This window comes from Streptococcus australis, from assembly GCF_015553625.1.
Taxonomy (GTDB): Bacteria; Bacillota; Bacilli; order Lactobacillales; family Streptococcaceae; genus Streptococcus; species Streptococcus australis_B.
The window spans coordinates 180,206-200,647 of sequence record NZ_JADNGY010000004.1; the positions used below are offsets into that span (position 1 = coordinate 180,206).

General features: G+C 42.6%; 16 protein-coding genes and 1 pseudogene. 14 read left to right on the top strand and 3 right to left on the bottom strand.

Features of this window, described 5'->3' with window-relative positions:
• Positions 1-36 precede the first annotated feature (36 nt).
• Both I2D56_RS05045 and I2D56_RS05050 read right to left on the bottom strand, forming a co-directional pair.
• A complete protein-coding gene (locus I2D56_RS05045) occupies positions 37-375 on the bottom strand; it encodes a hypothetical protein (protein WP_195348108.1) in 339 nt (112 codons plus the stop codon).
• Positions 376-398: 23 nt separating this feature from the next.
• Entirely contained in the window at positions 399-1,481 is a 1,083-nt protein-coding gene (locus I2D56_RS05050; protein WP_120701743.1) for a M24 family metallopeptidase, read from the bottom strand.
• 160 nt (positions 1,482-1,641) lie between these two features.
• Between I2D56_RS05050 and ccpA the strand changes: the two genes are divergently transcribed.
• From ccpA to ftsY, 14 genes and pseudogenes are all read left to right on the top strand, one after another.
• On the top strand, positions 1,642-2,646 hold the full coding sequence (gene ccpA / locus I2D56_RS05055; protein ID WP_006595886.1) for a catabolite control protein A: 1,005 nt from the start codon (positions 1,642-1,644) through the stop codon (positions 2,644-2,646).
• A gap of 95 nt (positions 2,647-2,741) precedes the next feature.
• Positions 2,742-3,740, top strand: a complete 999-nt coding sequence (locus I2D56_RS05060) for a glycosyltransferase family 4 protein (RefSeq protein ID WP_195348109.1) — start codon at positions 2,742-2,744, stop codon at positions 3,738-3,740.
• A 1-nt stretch (position 3,741) separates the two neighbouring features.
• Positions 3,742-5,064, top strand: a complete 1,323-nt coding sequence (locus I2D56_RS05065) for a glycosyltransferase family 4 protein (protein ID WP_123159024.1) — start codon at positions 3,742-3,744, stop codon at positions 5,062-5,064.
• A gap of 163 nt (positions 5,065-5,227) precedes the next feature.
• Positions 5,228-5,417 (top strand): annotated as a pseudogene (locus I2D56_RS09925) (hypothetical protein).
• Positions 5,418-5,449: 32 nt separating this feature from the next.
• Entirely contained in the window at positions 5,450-7,393 is a 1,944-nt protein-coding gene (thrS, locus tag I2D56_RS05075; protein WP_195348110.1) for a threonine--tRNA ligase, read from the top strand.
• Positions 7,394-7,776: 383 nt separating this feature from the next.
• The gene (yycF, locus tag I2D56_RS05080; RefSeq protein ID WP_125374347.1) at positions 7,777-8,478 is read left to right on the top strand and encodes a response regulator YycF; all 702 of its coding nucleotides are present in this window, start codon (positions 7,777-7,779) and stop codon (positions 8,476-8,478) included.
• Complete coding sequence (gene vicK / locus I2D56_RS05085) at positions 8,471-9,817, top strand: cell wall metabolism sensor histidine kinase VicK (protein WP_154853455.1); 1,347 nt, start codon at positions 8,471-8,473, stop codon at positions 9,815-9,817. The genes yycF and vicK overlap by 8 nt, the downstream gene beginning before the upstream one ends.
• An 8-nt stretch (positions 9,818-9,825) precedes the next feature.
• On the top strand, positions 9,826-10,635 hold the full coding sequence (locus I2D56_RS05090) for an MBL fold metallo-hydrolase (RefSeq protein ID WP_048689535.1): 810 nt from the start codon (positions 9,826-9,828) through the stop codon (positions 10,633-10,635).
• An 85-nt stretch (positions 10,636-10,720) separates the two neighbouring features.
• On the top strand, positions 10,721-11,083 hold the full coding sequence (locus I2D56_RS05095) for a YbaN family protein (RefSeq protein WP_006596984.1): 363 nt from the start codon (positions 10,721-10,723) through the stop codon (positions 11,081-11,083).
• Between the two features lie 158 nt (positions 11,084-11,241).
• A complete protein-coding gene (gene rnc, locus I2D56_RS05100) occupies positions 11,242-11,943 on the top strand; it encodes a ribonuclease III (RefSeq protein WP_129269696.1) in 702 nt (233 codons plus the stop codon).
• Positions 11,934-15,479 (top strand): chromosome segregation protein SMC, encoded by a 3,546-nt coding sequence (gene smc / locus I2D56_RS05105; RefSeq protein ID WP_195348111.1) that lies wholly within the window; start codon positions 11,934-11,936, stop codon positions 15,477-15,479. The genes rnc and smc overlap by 10 nt, the downstream gene beginning before the upstream one ends.
• The gene (locus tag I2D56_RS05110) at positions 15,469-16,266 is read left to right on the top strand and encodes an HAD family hydrolase (RefSeq protein ID WP_195348112.1); all 798 of its coding nucleotides are present in this window, start codon (positions 15,469-15,471) and stop codon (positions 16,264-16,266) included. The genes smc and I2D56_RS05110 overlap by 11 nt, the downstream gene beginning before the upstream one ends.
• On the top strand, positions 16,263-17,084 hold the full coding sequence (locus I2D56_RS05115) for a Cof-type HAD-IIB family hydrolase (RefSeq protein WP_195348113.1): 822 nt from the start codon (positions 16,263-16,265) through the stop codon (positions 17,082-17,084). The genes I2D56_RS05110 and I2D56_RS05115 overlap by 4 nt, the downstream gene beginning before the upstream one ends.
• Positions 17,084-18,751 carry a signal recognition particle-docking protein FtsY gene (gene ftsY / locus I2D56_RS05120; RefSeq protein ID WP_195348114.1) on the top strand — a complete coding sequence of 556 codons (1,668 nt, stop codon included), beginning with the start codon at positions 17,084-17,086 and terminating at the stop codon, positions 18,749-18,751. The genes I2D56_RS05115 and ftsY overlap by 1 nt, the downstream gene beginning before the upstream one ends.
• A 217-nt stretch (positions 18,752-18,968) precedes the next feature.
• Here the strand turns inward: ftsY and zwf are convergent, their stop codons facing one another.
• Positions 18,969-20,435 carry a glucose-6-phosphate dehydrogenase gene (gene zwf, locus I2D56_RS05125; protein ID WP_117744492.1) on the bottom strand — a complete coding sequence of 489 codons (1,467 nt, stop codon included), beginning with the start codon at positions 20,433-20,435 and terminating at the stop codon, positions 18,969-18,971.
• Positions 20,436-20,442: the final 7 nt, after the last annotated feature.

Here is a 20,442-nt window from a genome sequence, read left to right on the forward strand (position 1 = left end):
TTTTGTTTGACTAATGATTTAAAGTTTGTCTGATTTTTATTTTTTACCGGCTAGAAAACTAACTAGAGTAAATCCAATTGCAAAAATCCATGTCCAGTAACGATTAGGAATGAACATGAAGGAAGAACGATCGCGAAAAGCAATGCGTTGTCCTGTTGCTTCATCAATCATATACCGCACTTGATCGGAAACAAATTTTTTTGTCAGTAGATAATTAATGCCAGCAGCAAATATGCCCCAAACACATCCAAAAATAATGCTATCATTTTTTTCGTTTATATTAAGATGCAGAACTGAATAAATCACATTTGCTAAAAATGCTCCGATGATGAAAGCAAGGGGAACGAGCAAGCCTTTACCACGCCAAACAATCATAAAACAATCTCCTTATTACTAACTTAATCAAAATAGAGCAAGTCTTTGCTAGTTTCGGTAAAGAGGCCAAAGCCATCTTTTGTCACATAGCCACAGTCTTCAATCCGAACACCGACTTTTCCAGGAATATAGATACCTGGTTCGACAGAGAAGCACATGCCTTCTTCGATAACCATGTCATTTCCTTCCATGATAGAAGGAAATTCATGCACATCCATCCCAATGCCGTGTCCGAGGCGATGGTTGAAGTATTCGCCGTAACCTGCTTTTTCAATGACACTGCGAGCAGCGCGATCGACGTCGTGAGCCGTCACACCAGGTTTGATCATATCCAGAGCAGCTTGTTGAGCTTCTAAAGTTAAGTGGTATATTTCTTTTTTGAAGTCATCTGGTTTTCCAACCGCAACGGTACGAGTCATATCGGAAGCATAGCCGTTCACCATACATCCCAAGTCGAAGAGAAGAAGAGCATCCTTTTCAATTTTGTTGCTTCCAGGGATGCCATGAGGGTTGGCTGCATTGTTGCCGGTTAAGACCATGGTTTCAAAGCTCATTTCGTAGCCCAAGCGTTTGATGCCAAAGTCGATCTCTGCGACGATATCAGTTTCAGTTTTTTCCAGAGAGATGGCGTCAAATCCCATGTTGACAGCCTTATCCGCATATTGACCAGCAACTAACATTTTTTGGATCTCATCAGCAGATTTGATCAAGCGCATGCGGTTAATCCGAGGGCTGAGATTGGTAAATGTTGCTTGTTCAAAGACTGAACGAAGTCCATGGTATTTGGTCAAAATCAAATTATCAAATTCCAAAGCGACTTTTTTGGCTTCTGGATTGGCGCTAGCTCCTTTGATTTTTTCCCAAGGATTTTCAGAATCCACATAACCAACCACTTGGAAATCCACAACAGCAGTCGCCCGTTCTACCTCAAGAGCAGGAACAAACAGAAGTGGTTCATGGTCTGGATAGACAAATAGGAAGAGCTGACGTTCGTGAGGATCGCTATAGAATCCTGTTAAGTAGTTGATAGTGACAGGGTCAGAAACTACTGCAATATCCGTTTTTTCGGTTTCAAGAAATGCTACAATTTGATCTAATTTAGACATAAGCTACCTTCTTTCTATTGATAATATTTTGTCAAATTTTTCCTAAAAAATCAAGAGTTTGCAAAAAGATGTCAAAATGCTTGAAAGTGTTTACAATAAGTGATAAAATAGTTGTTATAGAAGACTGAAAACGAAATTTTCAATAAAGAAAGGAAGTATTATGAATACAGACGATACTGTAACCATTTACGATGTTGCCCGAGAAGCGGGTGTATCAATGGCGACTGTTAGCCGTGTCGTGAACGGTAATAAGAACGTTAAGGAAAATACTCGTAAAAAAGTATTGGAAGTCATTGAACGTTTGGACTATCGTCCGAATGCGGTTGCTCGTGGACTTGCGAGTAAGAAAACCACAACGGTAGGTGTTGTGATTCCAAATATTACCAATAGTTACTTCTCTACTTTAGCTAAAGGAATTGATGATATCGCAGAAATGTATAAATACAATATCGTCCTTGCCAACAGCGATGAAGACGATGATAAAGAAGTTTCTGTTGTCAACACTCTTTTCTCAAAACAAGTCGATGGAATTATATTCATGGGCTACCACTTAACAGAAAAGATTCGTTCTGAATTCTCTCGTTCTCGGACGCCGGTGGTCCTTGCTGGGACAGTCGATGTCGAACATCAATTGCCAAGTGTCAATATCGATTACAAGCAAGCGACAGTAGACGCGGTTACACTATTGGCTAAACGAAATAAAAAGATTGCTTTTGTAAGTGGACCATTAGTAGATGATATCAACGGTAAGATTCGCTTGGCTGGCTACAAAGATGCTTTGAAAGCAAAAAAATTGTCTTACAGTGAAGGCTTGGTCTTTGAGTCTAAGTACCGCTATGAAGAAGGCTATAACTTGGCTGAACGCATCATTGCATCTAAAGCAACAGCAGCCTTTGTAACTGGGGATGAATTGGCAGCAGGTTTGCTTAATGGTCTAGCTGATCAAGGTGTGAACGTACCGGAAGATTTTGAGTTGATTACCAGTGATGATTCACAAATTACACGCTACACTCGTCCAAATCTTTCAACTGTTGGCCAACCACTTTATGATTTGGGAGCTATCAGTATGCGGATGCTGACAAAAATTATGCATAAGGAAGAATTGGAAGAAAGAGAAGTTCTTCTTGCCCATACCATCAATCATCGTGGGACTACGAAGAAGTAAAAATCAAAGGAAGCCAAGGCTTCCTTTTTTCTTGTCTCTGCATGAATCTCCGGTAAAACTTGAAGGGGTCTGCTAAATTAGGTATAATAGAGGGTATGAAAGTATTACTGTATTTAGAAGGAAAATCCGTTTTACAAAAATCGGGGATCGGTCGAGCTCTCCAACACCAGATGCATGCCTTGGATTTGGCTGGAATTCCCTACACAACAGATATTTTAGGAGACTACGATGTGGTTCATATTAATACCTATGGTCCTCGGAGTTTGTTGCTATTACATGCTACCAAACGTCGAGGGAAAAAGGTCATTATGCATGGACATTCCACACGGGAAGATTTCCAAAATTCATTTATTGGGTCCAATTTGTTTGCTCCCTTATTTGGCAAATATTTGGCTCATATGTATAAAAAAGCCGATTTTATTATTACCCCTTCAGAGTATTCGAAACAACTGATTCAGTCCTACGGGGTCAAGACTCCAATTGTCGCTGTTTCTAATGGGATTGATTTGTCTAAATATAAAAAAGATCCCAAAAAAGAAGAGGTTTTTCGGAAGCACTTTAATATCCAAGAAGGAGAGAAGGTCGTTTTATGTGCGGGTCTCTACTTTAGACGAAAAGGGATTGAAGACTTTGTAGAAGTGGCTCGTCGGATGCCAGATGTCCGCTTTATTTGGTTGGGGTCGATTAATAAATGGTTAATCCCTCGGGCTATTCGTCGTCTGGTAGAGAAAGACCATCCGAGCAATGTGGAATTCCCTGGCTATTTTAAAGGAGCTGTTTTCCAAGGGGCCATGACGGGTGCGGATGCCTTCTTCTTCCCGTCTTACGAAGAAACGGAAGGGATTGTTGTCCTAGAGGCCTTAGCGGCTCACCAGCATGTCGTCCTCCGGGATATTCCAGTTTATCATGGTTGGGTGGACCAAGAGTCGGCAGAATTATGTCATTCGGTGGATGAATTTGTGGACTCTCTTGAAAAAGTCTTGTCTGGTCAAGTGGATAAGCGAGATGCGGGAGACCGGGTCGCTCAAAGCCGCTCAATTGATTTGGTAGCCGATCAACTAGTCAAAGCTTATCAGCAGGTATTGGAGATGTAATATGCGTATTGGATTATTTACAGATACTTATTTTCCGCAGGTATCGGGGGTTGCGACCAGTATTCGAACTCTTAAAACAGAATTGGAGAAGTTGGGACATACTGTTTTTATCTTTACGACGACGGATAAGGATGTCAACCGCTATGAGGACTGGCAAATTATCCGCATTCCAAGTATCCCTTTCTTTGCTTTTAAGGATCGGCGGATTGCTTATCGAGGGTTTACCAAGGCTTTGGCCATTGCCAAACAATACAAACTGGATATGATCCATACACAGACAGAGTTTTCTTTAGGACTACTCGGAGTTTGGATTGCTAAGGAGCTTCGGATTCCAGTGATTCATACCTATCATACCCAGTATGAGGATTATGTGCGTTATATTGCTAAGGGGATGGTTATCCGACCAAGTATGGTCAAATACATCGTCCGTGGGTATATGAATGACTTGGATGGGGTAATCTGTCCAAGTGAGATCGTCTATGACCTCTTGCTGAAATATAAGGTCAAGGCTGAAAAACGGATTATTCCAACAGGAATTGAGTTGGCAAAGTTTGAACGACCTGAAATCACGCAAGTGGAGACGCAAGCCCTTCGTGAAAAATTAGGAATTCAAGAGGGTGAAACCATGCTCTTGAGCTTGTCACGGGTTTCTTATGAAAAAAATATCCAAGCAGTTATTGCGGCATTGCCTAAAGTGTTAGAAGAAAATGCGCATATTAAATTGATTGTGGCAGGAGATGGGCCTTATTTAGGGGATTTGAAAAAACAGGTGCAAAAATTAGGCATCGAACAGGCTGTGATCTTCACAGGGATGATTCCACCGAACGAAACAGCTCTTTACTATAAAGCGGCAGATTTCTTCATTTCTGCTTCAACGAGTGAGACGCAAGGTCTTACTTATCTGGAGAGCATCGCTAGTGGGACCCCCCTAATTGCTCAGAAAAATCCTTATTTAGATAATGTGATCAATGATCGGATGTTCGGAATCTTGTATGACCAGGAAGAAGATTTGGCTGCAGCTATTTTAGAAGCGACCATAGCCACCCCAGAGAAGGATGAGGCTAAGTGGGAGGAGAAGCTGTATGAAATTTCTTCTACAAACTTTGGTCGCAGGGTCTATGAGTTCTATCTAGACGCCATTATTTCGAAAGATTTTTATAATGAGCGTCATCCTGAGGAAAGTCGTACCAAACGGGTAACCAAGTCCATTGTGAAAATTCCACAAAAGGTCATCGCTATGCCAGTGAATGGGTCTGTGCGAATCATGAAGGGATCTTTTAAACAGGTCAAGAAAATTCGTCATATCACCAAGTTGTTGGATTAGCCTTCATCCAATAAGCAAGGGGCCTAAAGAAGGGCTTCTTCCTTATTGGATGGGATTTTTTTTCTCTTGCAAAAATTTTCAATCGTGCTATAATACTAGTCAGAGACATATCAAATCTAGGAAATCTGATAGAGAGCGCGTGGAGCTGGAAATCGCGTAGAGGATGGATTTGGGACTACTCGAGATACTTTTATGCAAACATAAAACGGTGGCCACGTTAGAGCCAATCAGAGGTGAGACTCTTTTTGAGTGTCATAAATGAAGGTGGAACCACGTTGCGACGTCCTTTTTGGATGTCGCTTTTTGTTTTTCTTGATTTAAGACTACATAATAAGGAAACACTTCTGTTTTAGAAATAATAGATAACCAATATAAGGAGAACATCATGATTAAGATTACTTTCCCAGATGGCGCTGTTCGTGAATTCGAATCTGGCGTTACAACTTTTGAAATTGCCCAATCAATCAGCAATTCCCTAGCTAAAAAAGCTCTTGCTGGTAAATTTAACGGCAAACTCATCGATACGACTCGTGCGATCACTGAAGATGGAAGCATTGAAATTGTGACACCTGATCACGAAGATGCCCTTCCAATTTTGCGCCACTCAGCAGCCCACTTGTTCGCTCAAGCTGCTCGTCGCCTTTTCCCAGACATCCACTTGGGTGTTGGGCCAGCGATTGAAGATGGTTTCTACTACGATACAGACAACCAAGCAGGTCAAATTTCTAACGAAGACCTTCCTCGTATCGAAGAAGAAATGCAAAGAATCGTTAAAGAAAACTTCCCATCTATCCGTGAGGAAGTGAGCAAGGATGAAGCACGTGAAATCTTCAAAAACGACCCTTACAAGTTAGAATTGATTGAAGAGCACTCTGAAGATGAAGGCGGTTTGACCATCTATCGTCAAGGTGAATATGTGGACCTTTGCCGTGGACCTCACGTCCCATCAACTGGTCGTATCCAAATCTTCCACCTTCTCCATGTAGCAGGTGCTTACTGGCGTGGAAATAGCGACAACGCGATGATGCAACGTATCTACGGTACAGCTTGGTTTGATAAGAAAGACTTGAAAAACTACCTTCAAATGCGTGAAGAAGCCAAAGAGCGTGACCACCGTAAACTTGGTAAAGAGCTTGACCTCTTCATGATTTCTCAAGAAGTTGGACAAGGACTTCCATTCTGGTTGCCAAATGGTGCGACCATTCGTCGTGAATTAGAACGTTATATCGTTGACAAAGAGTTGGCTTCAGGCTACCAACACGTCTATACTCCACCACTTGCTTCTGTAGAACTTTACAAGACTTCTGGTCACTGGGATCACTATCAAGAAGATATGTTCCCAACTATGGATATGGGTGACGGTGAAGAATTTGTTCTTCGTCCAATGAACTGCCCGCACCACATCCAAGTATTCAAACACCATGTTCACTCTTACCGTGAGTTGCCAATCCGCATCGCTGAAATCGGTATGATGCACCGTTACGAAAAATCTGGAGCCCTTACAGGTCTTCAACGTGTACGTGAAATGTCTCTTAACGATGGTCACCTCTTTGTGACTCCAGAACAAATCCAAGAAGAATTCCAACGTGCCCTTCAGTTGATTATCGATGTTTATGAAGACTTCAACTTGACTGAATACCGCTTCCGTCTCTCACTTCGTGACCCTCAAGATACCCACAAGTACTTTGACAACGATGAGATGTGGGAAAATGCCCAAACTATGCTTCGTGCAGCACTTGATGAAATGGGCGTAGACTACTTTGAAGCAGAAGGGGAAGCTGCCTTCTACGGTCCAAAATTGGATATCCAGGTTAAGACAGCTCTTGGTAAAGAAGAAACTCTTTCTACGATCCAGCTTGACTTCTTGCTTCCAGAACGCTTCGACCTTAAATACATCGGAGCTGATGGTGAAGAGCACCGTCCAGTTATGATCCACCGTGGGGTTATTTCAACTATGGAACGCTTCACAGCTATCTTGATTGAGAACTACAAGGGTGCCTTCCCAACATGGCTAGCACCACACCAAGTAACCCTTATCCCAGTTTCTAATGAAAAACATGTGGACTACGCATGGGAAGTAGCGAAGAAACTTCGTGACCGTGGGGTTCGTGCCGATGTGGATGAACGCAATGAGAAAATGCAATTCAAGATCCGGGCTTCACAAACGCAAAAGATTCCTTACCAATTGATCGTTGGTGACAAGGAAATGGAAGAGCAAGCCGTCAACGTTCGCCGTTATGGTCAAAAAGAAACAGAAACCATGCCGGTAGATGCATTTGTCGAATTGATTCTTGCTGATATCGCAAATAAATCTCGTGTTGAAAAATAAAAGATAGAAAGAGGCTGGGACAAAAGTCCTAGCCTCTCAATTGTCTTTGGATTGTCGATCAAGACGCAGTGGTTGAGTGGGCTCTACTACGCTGATTTCATCAGCTTTTACAGCCCTAATCAACTGTGCGGAGGTGGGACGACGAAATAGAATTCTAACGAATGACCGATTTCTGTCCCACTCTCTTTTGTATTGATGAAAAATAATAATTTAAGAGGTGTTTTACTAGCTTCTATTATCTAGATATCATTTTTCCATTGCACAACCTTTTTCTTTCTCTTTCTTTACAAATCAAAGTATAACTCCCATTTTTCAAAGAAATTTGCTATAATGAAAGGACAGAGATTTGAAGAAGCAAAGAAAAAATAGAAGTAGGTACATGTATGAAGAAAATTCTTGTTGTAGATGATGAAAAGCCGATTTCGGATATTATAAAATTCAATATGGCCAAAGAAGGCTATGAAGTCTTGACTGCCTTCGATGGAAAAGAAGCACTGGCTATTTTTGAAGCTGAGAGCCCAGATATTTTGATCTTGGACCTCATGCTTCCTGAAATTGATGGTTTGGAAGTAGCACGTACCATTCGAAAGACCAGTAATGTGCCGATTATTGTCTTATCTGCAAAAGATACAGAATTTGATAAGGTCATCGGTCTTGAAATTGGTGCGGATGACTATGTGACTAAGCCATTCTCAAATCGTGAGCTTCAAGCTCGCGTAAAAGCTTTATTGCGTCGGACAGAACTAACGGTAGAATCACAGACAGAGTCTACATCAGATTCAGATATTGTGATTGGTGATTTGAAAATCATTCCGGATGCCTTCCTTGCTCAGAAAAAAGGCAAAGAGCTCGAGTTGACCCATCGCGAATTTGAGCTGCTCTATCACTTGGCAACCCATGTAGGCCAAGTCATGACCCGTGAGCATTTGCTGGAAACAGTCTGGGGCTACGATTATTTTGGAGATGTTCGGACAGTGGACGTAACGATTCGACGTTTGCGTGAAAAAATCGAAGATATTCCAGGCCGTCCGGAGTATATTTTAACGCGCCGCGGTGTCGGTTACTATATGAGAAACAATGATTAATCACATCAAAGAAGTCATGACCTCTTATAATTTTGTTTTTATATTACTCACTCTTGGATTTATTATCGTGGTGGCCTTGCTGATTCTAGAAAATCGTCGGGATAACATGAAGCTACGCCTGTTGAATGATAAAATTAAGAGTTTGATTGCTGGAGAATATTCAGATATTATTGATTTACAAGGAGGTCCTGGATTGACAGAGATTTCCAACAGTATCAATGATTTATCAGAAGTTATCCGTTTGACGCATGAAAATTTGGAGCAAGAAACCAAGCGCTTGACCAGTATTCTTTCCTATATGACAGATGGGGTTTTAGCGACCAATCGTCGTGGGCAGATTATCCTAGTCAATGAAATGGCTGCCAAACAACTTAAAGTCGTGGTCGAAGAGGTCATGAACATCAGTATTCTGGATTTGCTTGGTATTAGTGAAGAGTATGAACTGCGAGACTTGATTACCAATGTTCCAGAATTGACGATCGATTCGCAGGATGAAAATGGGGAGTACATCTCTTTACGGGTTCGCTTCGCCTTGATTCGGAGAGAATCTGGTTTTATTTCTGGTCTAGTTGCCGTTTTGCATGACACAACCGAACAGGACAAGGAAGAGCGGGAACGTCGTTTATTCGTATCCAACGTTAGTCATGAACTCCGAACCCCACTGACCAGTGTCAAATCCTACTTGGAGGCCTTGGATGACGGAGCGATTTCCGAGCCAGTTGCACCGGAATTTGTTAAAGTATCTTTGACAGAGACCAACCGGATGATGCGGATGGTGACGGATTTATTGAGTCTTTCACGGATCGATAATGAAACCAGTCAATTAGATGTTGAATTGACTAACTTTACAGCCTTTATCACCTTCATTTTGAACCGCTTCGATAAGATGAAGAACCAGGCTGGAGAGAAGAAATATGATATTGTTCGTGATTATCCTATTTCTCCTGTCTGGGTTGAAATTGACACAGATAAGATGACGCAGGTTTTAGACAATATCTTAAATAACGCTATTAAATATTCCCCAGATGGTGGGGAAATTCGTGTGGGGATGAAAACAACGGATGCCCAGTTGATTATTTCGATTTCAGATGAGGGATTAGGGATTCCTAAAAAGGACCTTCCTCGTATTTTTGACCGCTTTTATCGCGTGGATAAGGCACGTAGTCGCGCCCAGGGTGGGACTGGTTTAGGACTTGCCATTGCGAAGGAAATTATCAAGCAGCACAAAGGATTTATTTGGGCCAAGAGTGAATATGGAAAAGGTTCTACTTTCACGATTGTCCTACCATATGATAAAGATGCTATCCTGGATGATGGATGGGATAATGAGGATGAATAAGAAAACTAATGGATGAAAAAGGGTTTAAATATAGTATTTTAGCTTCAGGATCGAGTGGTAATTCGTTTTACTTAGAGACTCCTAAGAAGAAAATTCTAGTAGATGCAGGCTTGTCCGGGAAGAAAATTACAGGTTTGCTTGCAGAGATTGATCGCAAACCCGAAGATCTTGATGCTATTTTGATCACACATGAACATTCAGATCACATTCATGGCGTTGGTGTGCTAGCTCGTAAATACGGGATGGACCTATACGCCAATGAAGCTACCTGGAAGGCCATGGAGGGAAGCAAGTACCTTGGGAAGGTCGATGACTCCCAGAAACATCTTTTTGAAATGGGCAAGACCTTAACCTTCGGAGATTTGGATGTGGAAAGTTTTGGTGTCAGCCATGATGCTGCGGCTCCCCAGTTCTATCGGTTCATGAAGGATGGGAAGAGCTTTGTCATGCTGACGGATACAGGTTATGTCAGTGATCGAATGGCAGGGATTGTTGAAAATGCAGATGGCTATTTGATCGAGTCCAACCACGATGTGGAAATCCTACGAGCTGGCTCTTATGCTTGGCGATTAAAGCAACGGATCTTATCCGATTTGGGCCACCTCTCTAATGAAGATGGTGCAGATGCCATGATTCGGACCCTAGGCAATAAGACCAAAAAGATTTATCTGGGCCACTTATCCAAGGAAAACAATATTAAAGAATTGGCCCATATGACCATGGTTAATCAACTGGCTCGAGCAGATCTAGCAGTGGGGCACGATTTTGACGTCTTGGATACTTCTCCAGATACAGCGACTCCATTAGTAGATATCTAGATGATTAAAAAAGGAGATGAGCTCATCTCCTTTTTAGGTCAGTAGTGTAGGCTTGAAATGAGTGGAAAGGATAGGAGCAGTTAGTTTGAAATATGTGTATATAACAGTAGGGTTTATTTCCTTAGGGTTAGGGATTATTGGGATTCCATTACCTATTTTACCAACGACCCCGTTTCTTTTATTAGCTATGGCTTGTTTTGCCAAGAGTTCTCAACGCTTTGAAAAATGGTTGCATGGGACCAAGTTGTACCAAACTTATGTAGCGGATTATCGGGAAACCAAGTCGATCTCTAAAAAGCGGAAAAAAAGAATTATTCTACAAATTTATCTTTTGATGGGGATTTCCATTTACCTGGCACCACTCTGGTTTGTGAAATTAGGTCTACTGGGATTAACTATTTTTATCAGTTATTATTTGTTCAAAGTGATTCCGGATAAGGAAGAATGATATAAGGACAGAATAGGTCCTAAATCCTATCGTGAAAACAAGGGAAAGGAGTGCGAGACGCACTCTTTTTTGGTATAATAGAGGGGTGTATCTTTTGGACGGAATAGGTTACAGGATTCAATCCAGATGCATAAATGAAGAAAGAAAGTAGTAACGTGATGCAAGCCTTATATAACCTTCTTGTTGAGAAATTTCGGCTGACTTTTGACGATACAGAATTGTTGGAAACAGCTTTTACACATACCTCATATGCGAATGAGCATCGCCTCTTAAAAATTTCACATAATGAACGTTTGGAATTTTTAGGAGACGCTGTTCTCCAGTTAGTGATTTCCGAATATTTATTTGCCCTCTACCCAAGTAAGCCAGAGGGAGATTTGTCAAAAATGCGTTCCATGATTGTTCGTGAGGAAAGCCTAGCAGGTTTTTCCCGTGATTGTGGTTTCGATCAATTTATCAAACTTGGCAAGGGAGAGGAAAAATCTGGTGGACGTAACCGAGATACCATCTTAGGGGATTTGTTTGAAGCTTTTTTAGGCGCCTTACTCTTGGATAAGGGAGTGGAGATGGTGCGGAACTTCATTCAGCAAGTCATGATTCCTAAAGTCGAAGCAGGTCAATTTGAGCAAGTGATTGACTATAAGACGCGCTTGCAAGAAATCCTTCAAATCCATGGGGATGTCTTGATTACCTATGAAGTGACGAGTGAGTCAGGACCGGCTCATGCCAAAGAATTTGAAGTGCAAGTGTCTGTCAATGGGAAAATCATCGGTCAAGGACGTGGCCGGTCTAAAAAGGCTGCAGAGCAAGAAGCAGCAAAAAAAGCAGTGGAGAATAAGGTGGATCCCTCATGTATTTAAAGGAAATTGAGATTCAAGGATTTAAGTCTTTCGCAGATAAGACCCGGGTCATCTTTGACCAAGGGGTAACCGCAGTGGTGGGCCCTAATGGATCTGGAAAATCGAACATTACGGAAAGTCTGCGCTGGGCCTTAGGGGAATCGAGTGTCAAGAGCCTTCGTGGTGGCAAGATGCCGGATGTGATTTTTGCAGGGACTGAAACTCGGAAACCCTTAAACTACGCCTGCGTAACGGTAGTACTGGATAACCGGGATGGCTTTATCAAACAGGCTGCTAAAGAAATCCGCGTGGAGCGTCATATTTATCGCTCGGGTGATAGTGAGTACAAGATTGATGGTAAGAAAGTCCGTTTGAGAGATGTCCATGATCTCTTTATGGATACTGGACTGGGGAGAGATTCTTTCTCTATTATTTCCCAAGGGAAGGTTGAAGAAATCTTTAACTCCAAACCAGAAGAGAGACGGACTATTTTTGAGGAAGCCGCTGGGGTTCTTAAATTTAAGACGCGTCGCAAGGAAACGGAATCTAAGTTGGTTCAGACCCAGGATAATTTGGACCGTCTGGAAGACATTATTTTTGAGTTAGAGGGGCAAATCAAACCTCTTGAAAAGCAAGCCCTTGTGGCCAAACGTTTCTTAGAATTGGATCAACAACGCCAGGTTCTTTATTTGGATGTTTTGATTGCACAAATTGAAGTCAATAAAAAAGACTATGATCAAGCAGTCCAAAAAGAGGCCTCTATCCAGGAGCAATTAAAGGCTTATTACCAGAAAAGAGAAGAGTACGAGGCAGAAAGCCTCCGATTGAAACAGAGTCGTCAGGCCCTTCAACACCAATTATCAGATGATCAGGCTAGCCTCATAGAATTAACTCGCCTCTTAAGTGATTTGGAGAAACAAATCGAATTGGCACGCTTGGAGTCCCAACAGGTCGCTCGAAGTCGTCAGGAAAATCAAGAGCGGGTCAATAGTCTGGAAGAGCGCCTACAAGTTCTTCGGAACCAGTTGGAAGAAAAACAAGCCAATACAAAGAGTCTTCAAGAAGAACTACAAAAGAGCCAAGTAGCTCTGGAAGGTTTGGAGAAAGAGTTGGCCAGCTTCTCAGAAGATCCAGATCAGGTGATCGATTATTTACGTGAAAAATACGTGGCCTTGATGCAGGATGAAGCGGAGCGGTCAAACGAATTAACAACCATTGAAAATCAATTGGAAGCCTCAGCTCAATTGTCACAAAGTAAAAAGGAAGATTACCAAAATCAAATCCAAATGGTGACAGAATTGCAGGAAAAAGAGCAGGTTGCTCAAAAAGCTTATCAAGGAGCTCAAGAGCATCTGAAACACTTGCTTGATACCTATCAATCAGAGGCAAAACGGTTTGAGGAAGCTCGCCAGGCTTATCAAGAAGCGCAAGCCAAGATGTTTGATTTACTGGATCAAAGCAAGGAAAAACAGGCTCGAATTAACAGTTTAGAGGCGATTCAAAAAAATCATAGTAATTTTTATGCGGGCGTGAAGAGTGTCTTGCAAGAAGCGACTCGCTTAGGCGGGATTGTGGGAGCTGTCAGTGAAAAACTTTCCTTCTCACCAGAGTATCAGACTGCCTTAGAGATTGCTCTAGGAGCCAGCAGTCAGCATATTATCGTAGAAGACGAAGGAGCAGCAACACGGGCAATCGAACATCTGAAGAAGAATCGCTCGGGTCGGGCAACCTTCCTTCCTTTGACAACCATTAAACCACGCTACCTTGCAGGAAAGAATCAAGAACTGATTGAAGCCTGTCCAGGGTTCCTAGGGATGGCTAGCAGTTTGGTGGACTATGATCCTTCCCTCGAGTCGATTTTTCAAAACCTTTTGGGTGTCACAGCTATTTTTGATACGATTGAGCACGCCAAGGCGGCTGCTCGCAAGGTTGCCTACCAAGTTCGTATCGTGACGCTGGATGGAACTGAACTGCGCACAGGTGGTTCCTATGCAGGTGGTGCAAATCGAAGCAATAATTCGATTTTCATCAAGCCAGAACTGGATCGCTTGCACCAAGAATTGGCCTCTCTTCAGAAGAACTTGCGAGAAGTAGAAGGGCATGTTCAAGAGCAACAGGACCAAGTGAGCCAATCACAAGAAACACTAGAATCTTTGAAAGGCCAAGGAGAAGGGGCGCGACTAGAAGAGCAACGCCTTCAATTGGCTTTTGAGCAGGCTCACCAGCAACTCTTGGATGCCCAAGAACTGTTAGAACTTATCCGTACAGAGCTGGATGAAGGTAGCGACCAGGAGCTCCTCCAAAAACGGGATCACTTACAAGCGCGCCTGAAAGAAATTGAGGCGGAAAAAGAGCAAGTCACTGCTGAGATTGAAGAAGTCAAGCTCAATAAAGATGTTGTTGTTGAGAAAATTGAAAATTTACGAGCAGCCATAGCCAAGCTCCAATTACAGAAAACAGAGTTGAAGAGTCGATTGACCTATGACCAGACAGATGCCGAACGCTTGCAACAAGAGTTGGCTTCTACTGAACGGGAAATCCAAGCTCTCCAATATGCGATTGAGCAGGGAGAAGATCGACATGAGCAAATCGATGTTTCTGTCCTTGAAAAACAACTGCAAGCAACCCTTCAAGAGAAAACCGCTCTGGAGCAAGCTGTGATTCGTAAGCAATTTGAATTAGAGGATTTGGAAGGCCAGTCTGAAGATGTAGCAGGTCATATGGAACAAGCCCGTCGTCAAAATGAGGAGTGGATTCGCCTACAGGCCAAAGCAGAATCCAATCGTGATCGCTTGTCGGATAAGCTAAATAAATTGATGTTAGCTCTGACCGATGAATTCAAGATGAGTTTTGAAGAGGCATCTAATCAGGCCAACGAACTAGAAAATCTAGCCCAGTCTGAGCAAGTCTTAAAAGACTTGGAGAAAGCGATTAAAGCCTTAGGACCTGTCAATATTGATGCTATCGAACAATACGATGAGGTCAAGACTCGGTTTGATTTCCTTTCCAGTCAACGAGAAGATGTCTTGGCAGCGAAGAATCTTCTTCTTGAAACCATTAATGACATGAATGATGAGGTGAAAGAACGCTTTAAGTCTACGTTTGAAGCGATTCGTGAATCCTTCCGAATAACCTTTAAACAGATGTTTGGGGGAGGATCAGCAGATCTCATCCTGACGGATGGGGATCTCTTATCAGCTGGGGTCGAGATTTCTGTCCAACCACCTGGCAAGAAAATTCAATCCTTGAATTTGATGAGTGGTGGAGAAAAAGCTTTGTCAGCATTAGCCCTTCTCTTCTCAATCATTCGTGTCAAGACTATTCCATTTGTCATCTTGGATGAAGTAGAAGCGGCTCTAGATGAAGCCAATGTTAAACGGTTTGGAGATTACCTCAATCGTTTTGATAAGGAAAGTCAGTTTATTGTGGTTACCCACCGTAAGGGAACCATGGCTGCAGCAGATTCCATCTACGGAGTGACCATGCAAGAATCAGGAGTCTCTAAGATTGTATCTGTAAAACTGAAAGATATAGAAGGAATGGATAATGGAAATTAAATTAGTCGCAACAGACATGGATGGGACCTTTCTGGATGAAAATCATGAATTTGATCAAGCATTATTCCTAAAGGTGCTAAAGAAATTTCAAGAAAAAGGGATCTACTTTGCTGCAGCAAGTGGTCGGTCTCTCCTCTCTTTGAAGACAATCTTTAAAGAGGTTCAGGATCAGATTATTTTTATAGCTGAAAACGGCAGTGTTGTTGAGTTTCATGGTGAAGATGTCTATGAAGCGACCATGAGTCCTGAATTTTACCAAGCCATGTTTGCCAAGTTACAAGAAAGTCCTTATTTCGATAAAAATAAGTGCTTGTTAACGGGAAAACGCGGGAGCTATGTTTTAAAGACCGTTGATCCAGACTATCTAGCTGCTTCACAAAACTACAATGAAAATATTCAAATGGTGTCTGATTTTTCAGAAATTGATGATCTTGTCTTTAAGATGACCACCAATTTTGACCAAGAAGTATTAGCGGAAGGGGAAGCCTGGGTTACCCAAAATGTTGAGGGTGTTAAGGCTATGACCACTGGTTATGAGTGCATTGATATTGTCTTGGATTATGTGGACAAGGGAGTCGCCATCCAAGCCCTCATGGATCAGTTGGGCATTAGTCGGGACCAAGTCCTAGCTTTTGGAGATAACCTCAATGATCTTCATATGATGCAGGTGGTTGGCCATCCAATTGCGCCAGAAAATGCCCGTCCAGAGATTTTGGAATTGGCTGAAAAAGTATTAGCTCACCATTCGACAGGATCTATCCTTCGCTTCATGGAGGAAGAATTATGAGTCAGATTAAGGTTATCGCACTAGACTTGGACGGTACTCTCTTAAACTCAGAGAAGAAAATCTCCCCTCGGAACTTAGCTGCCATTCGTGCAGCTCAAGAAAAAGGGGTCAAGGTAGTTTTGACGACGGGTCGTCCCCTCAAGGCTATGGATTTTCTGCTTCAAGAGATTGGGACTGCCGGCTTGTCAGATGAATACACCATTACGTTTAATGGTGGCTTGGTACAAAAGAATACAGGAGAGATCATTGCCAAAACAGTTTTCTCTCGAGATGATGTCCTTCGGATTTATGAAGAGACAGAGGCCCTTGGCTTGCCCTTGGACGCTATTAGCGAAGGGGATGTTTATACACTTGCATCTGATCAAGAATCTCTTTATCCCCTCTATAATCCTTATTTGAACTTTATTCCTGTTTCTATTGAAGATTTGTCCAGCCAGATTTCCTATAACAAGTGTGTGACAGCCTTTCATCAGGACTATTTGGATAGCGCTATTCCAAAGATTTCTCCTGAATTAGGGGAGCGTTTTGAGATTTTTAAATCGAGGGACATGCTCTTGGAATGGTGCCCCAAAGGAGTTCAAAAGGATAGAGGCTTGGAGGCCTTGGTAGGGTATTTAGGAATCGATGCTAGTCAAGTCATGGCTTGCGGTGATGAAGCCAATGATGCCAGCATGTTAAAATGGGCAGGACTCGGAATCGCTATGGCCAATGCGGTGGATGAGGTGAAGGAGATTGCCACTCTAGTCTCGGACTACACCAATGATCAAGATGCAGTCGGAAGAGCGATTGAAGAATATGTATTGAAGGAGGGTCAATAATGGGATTATTTGACCGACTATTTGGAAGAAAAGAAGAAACAAAACCACAAACCCAAGATCTTACAGAAGAGATTGGGGGAAGCGAGGAAGGAGCAAGCTCGCCAGCTGAGCCTGTATCAAATAAGCCTTCACAAAGTGATGAGGCTAAGATTTCGGCAATGGAAGCCTACTACGCTGAATTAAAAGAGCGAATGGCTGCCGAATCAGCGAGACCATCTCAAGAGTCGAAAGCATCTAGTGAAAAAGTGCCTTTAGAAGAGCCTGTAAATCAGGAAACAGCTGTCGAAGAAGAGGCACCTTCTCAAGTAGAGCAGGAAACCTCTCCTGAGGAAGTATCTGAGACTTCCCCTGTGACTGGAGATCAGACTTTAGATGCAGAATCCCTACAAGAAGTGGGTGTTGATGAGGAGCACCCAGATTCTTCTTCAGATCTTGTCCAAGAAGCGCTGGAAGAGGAAGTTCTTGTAAGAACTGAAACAACATCTGAGACTTCAAGCCCTTTTCAAGAGTCTGACAAACTAGTGGAAGAAGAGCCTGAAGGTGTGCCGGAATTGGATGTGGTAAGGGAAGCACCAATCGTTGAAGAAGAAATTGCTGAAAGTTCTGAGGAAGGAACCGAAGAGCTTGAAGTGGGATCGCCAGTAGAGGAAGCTACTAGCGAATCCGAGATTTCAGAAGAGATTGAGGAAGAGTCTTTAGTAGAAGAAACTACAAGTGAGCCAGAGATTGCTGAACCTACAGAAACGGTTCAAGAAAAATACAATCGGAGCTTGAAGAAAACTCGGACAGGCTTTGGAGCAGCACTTAATGCATTCTTTGCCAACTTCCGTTCTGTCGACGAAGATTTCTTTGAAGAGTTAGAAGAACTCTTGATTATGAGTGACGTAGGGGTCCAGGTCGCTTCGAATCTGACAGAAGAGCTCCGCTATGAAGCCCGTTTGGAAAATGCCAAGAAACCGGATGCCTTGCGTCGCGTGATCATTGAAAAATTGGTGGATCTCTACGAAAAAGATGGCCAATACAATGAGCAAATTAACTTTAAAGAGGGCTTGACTGTCATGCTCTTTGTGGGAGTGAATGGCGTTGGGAAAACTACCTCTATCGGAAAATTGGCTCATAAGTACAAGAAGGAAGGGAAAAAGGTGATGTTGGTCGCAGCAGATACCTTCCGGGCAGGTGCCGTTGCGCAGTTAGCTGAATGGGGACGCCGTGTGGATGTGCCTGTTGTCACTGGTCCTGAAAAGTCAGACCCTGCAAGTGTTGTCTTTGATGGAATGGAACGGGCTGTGGCAGAGCAAGTCGATGTATTAATGATTGATACGGCTGGTCGTCTTCAGAACAAAGACAATCTGATGGCTGAATTAGAAAAAATCGGTCGCATTATCAAGCGGGTGGATCCTACAGCCCCTCACGAAACCTTCTTGGCATTAGATGCTTCCACAGGACAGAATGCTCTGGTCCAAGCCAAGGAATTCTCCAAGATCACGCCTATTACTGGAATCGTCCTCACTAAAATTGATGGAACAGCTCGAGGAGGAGTGGTCCTTGCAATCCGAGAAGAGTTGGATATTCCTGTAAAATTAATTGGTTTTGGTGAAAAAATCGATGACATCGGTGAATTCAATTCTGAGAACTTTATGCGTGGCTTGTTAGAAGGCTTGATATAAACAAAAAGAGAGTGGGACAGAAATCGGTAATTCGTTAGAATTCGATTTCGTCATCCCACCTCCGCACAGTTGAGTAGGGCTGTAAAAGCTGATGAAACCTGCGTAGTAGAGCCCGCTCAACCACTGCGTCTTGCTCGACAATCCAAATACAACTGAAAAGAGGCTAGGACTTTTGTCCCAGCCTCTTTTCAGTTGTATTATTTGTAAGATGGATAGATTATTCTTCAATCGTTGGTTGCCAGACCCATTCAGCATTGTAATCCTTCAAGAGGTCGAAGGATGCTTGAGGTCCCATGGTTCCAGATTTGTACTCATGAAGAGGGACTTGATTTTCTGCCCATAATTTCTCAATCCGGTCAATCAAGTTCCAAGATGCTTTTACTTCGTTCCAGTGGCTAAAGTTGGTAGAGTCATTATTTAAGACATCATAGATTAACTTTTCGTAAGGCTCTGGAGAAGCACCGGTCGCTGTCGCATCAGTTTCATAATCCAAGGATATCGGAGCGATCTGGAATTGCTCGCCGACTTCTTTCCCGTTGACAGAGAGAGAGAAGCCTTCGTTTGGTTGGATGTAGATGGTCAGCACATTGGGTTCAATTTCTTGACCAAAAATAGAGTCCATCTGTTTAAAGACCACATTCACATGGGTTCCCTTTTTTGTGAGACGTTTTCCTGTACGGAAGAAGAAAGGTACTCCACGGAAGCGATCACTATCCACAAAGAAGGCACCAGAAGCAAAGGTTTCGGTCATGGATTCAGGGTTGACATTTGGTTCACTACGGTAAGAGATGTCCTTTTTCCCTTGGATTTTTCCAGAACGATACTGGCCTCGAATAAACAATTTCTTTAATTCTTCTTCAGAAGGATTGACCAATTGTTCAAAAACTTTTACCTTCTCTTTACGGATGTCTTCCTTGGTGAAGGAAGCTGGTTTGTCCATCGCTAAGAGAGAAAGCAATTGAAGGGTATGGTTTTGAACCATGTCGCGGAGGGCACCAGATTCATCATAGTAGCCACCACGCTCTTCCACACCCAGACGTTCTGCAAAGGTGATTTGGACATTGTCGATATAGTCACGGTTCCAAATGTTTTCAAAGATTAGATTGGCAAAACGGAGGGCAAAAATAGACTGGATCATTTCTTTACCAAGGTAATGATCAATTCGGAAAATTTGCTCTTCCTCAAAGGTTTCTTCCAGTTCTTTGTTGAGCTGACTGGCTGTTTCTAAGTCAGTTCCAAATGGTTTTTCTACGATTAGACGCTCAAAGCCTTTTCCATCCACAATTCCTTCAGATTTCAAATGTTTGGCAATGGTTCCAAAGAACTGGGGTGCCATGGATAGGAAGAAGAGTTTATTGTGGTCAGCTTGGTAGGTGTCATTGAGCTGATTTTGGAGTTCACGAAGCTTGATGTAGTGCTCGGTATCATTAACATCGTGGCTTTGGTAGTAAAAGTGGCTAGCGAATTCTTGCGCCTGTTCAGGACTATCTGCTAAATCCGAAATGGAGTCAACGACAACTGATTCAAAGTATTCTTTGCTCCAAGGACGACGAGCTGTTCCAATCACTGCAAAATGCTCTGAAAGATTACCAGCTTTATAGAGTCTAAAAAGGGAAGGGTAGAGTTTGCGGTGAGCTAAATCTCCACTAGCCCCGAAAATGGTTACAATTACTTTTGAAGACATGTTCATA

Excerpts from the sequence above, each read along its gene's own strand:
- I2D56_RS05090 (WP_048689535.1), top strand. The coding sequence starts at position 9,826 with ATGGATGAAAAAGGGTTTAAATATAGTATTTTAGCTTCAGGATCGAGT.
- vicK (WP_154853455.1), top strand. The coding sequence starts at position 8,471 with ATGATTAATCACATCAAAGAAGTCATGACCTCTTATAATTTTGTTTTT.
- smc (WP_195348111.1), top strand. The coding sequence starts at position 11,934 with ATGTATTTAAAGGAAATTGAGATTCAAGGATTTAAGTCTTTCGCAGAT.
- I2D56_RS05065 (WP_123159024.1), top strand. The coding sequence starts at position 3,742 with ATGCGTATTGGATTATTTACAGATACTTATTTTCCGCAGGTATCGGGG.
- I2D56_RS05060 (WP_195348109.1), top strand. The coding sequence starts at position 2,742 with ATGAAAGTATTACTGTATTTAGAAGGAAAATCCGTTTTACAAAAATCG.
- yycF (WP_125374347.1), top strand. The coding sequence starts at position 7,777 with ATGAAGAAAATTCTTGTTGTAGATGATGAAAAGCCGATTTCGGATATT.
- I2D56_RS05110 (WP_195348112.1), top strand. The coding sequence starts at position 15,469 with ATGGAAATTAAATTAGTCGCAACAGACATGGATGGGACCTTTCTGGAT.
- rnc (WP_129269696.1), top strand. The coding sequence starts at position 11,242 with ATGCAAGCCTTATATAACCTTCTTGTTGAGAAATTTCGGCTGACTTTT.
- thrS (WP_195348110.1), top strand. The coding sequence starts at position 5,450 with ATGATTAAGATTACTTTCCCAGATGGCGCTGTTCGTGAATTCGAATCT.
- zwf (WP_117744492.1), bottom strand. The coding sequence starts at position 20,435 with ATGTCTTCAAAAGTAATTGTAACCATTTTCGGGGCTAGTGGAGATTTA.
- ccpA (WP_006595886.1), top strand. The coding sequence starts at position 1,642 with ATGAATACAGACGATACTGTAACCATTTACGATGTTGCCCGAGAAGCG.
- I2D56_RS05050 (WP_120701743.1), bottom strand. The coding sequence starts at position 1,481 with ATGTCTAAATTAGATCAAATTGTAGCATTTCTTGAAACCGAAAAAACG.
- I2D56_RS05115 (WP_195348113.1), top strand. The coding sequence starts at position 16,263 with ATGAGTCAGATTAAGGTTATCGCACTAGACTTGGACGGTACTCTCTTA.
- I2D56_RS05045 (WP_195348108.1), bottom strand. The coding sequence starts at position 375 with ATGATTGTTTGGCGTGGTAAAGGCTTGCTCGTTCCCCTTGCTTTCATC.
- ftsY (WP_195348114.1), top strand. The coding sequence starts at position 17,084 with ATGGGATTATTTGACCGACTATTTGGAAGAAAAGAAGAAACAAAACCA.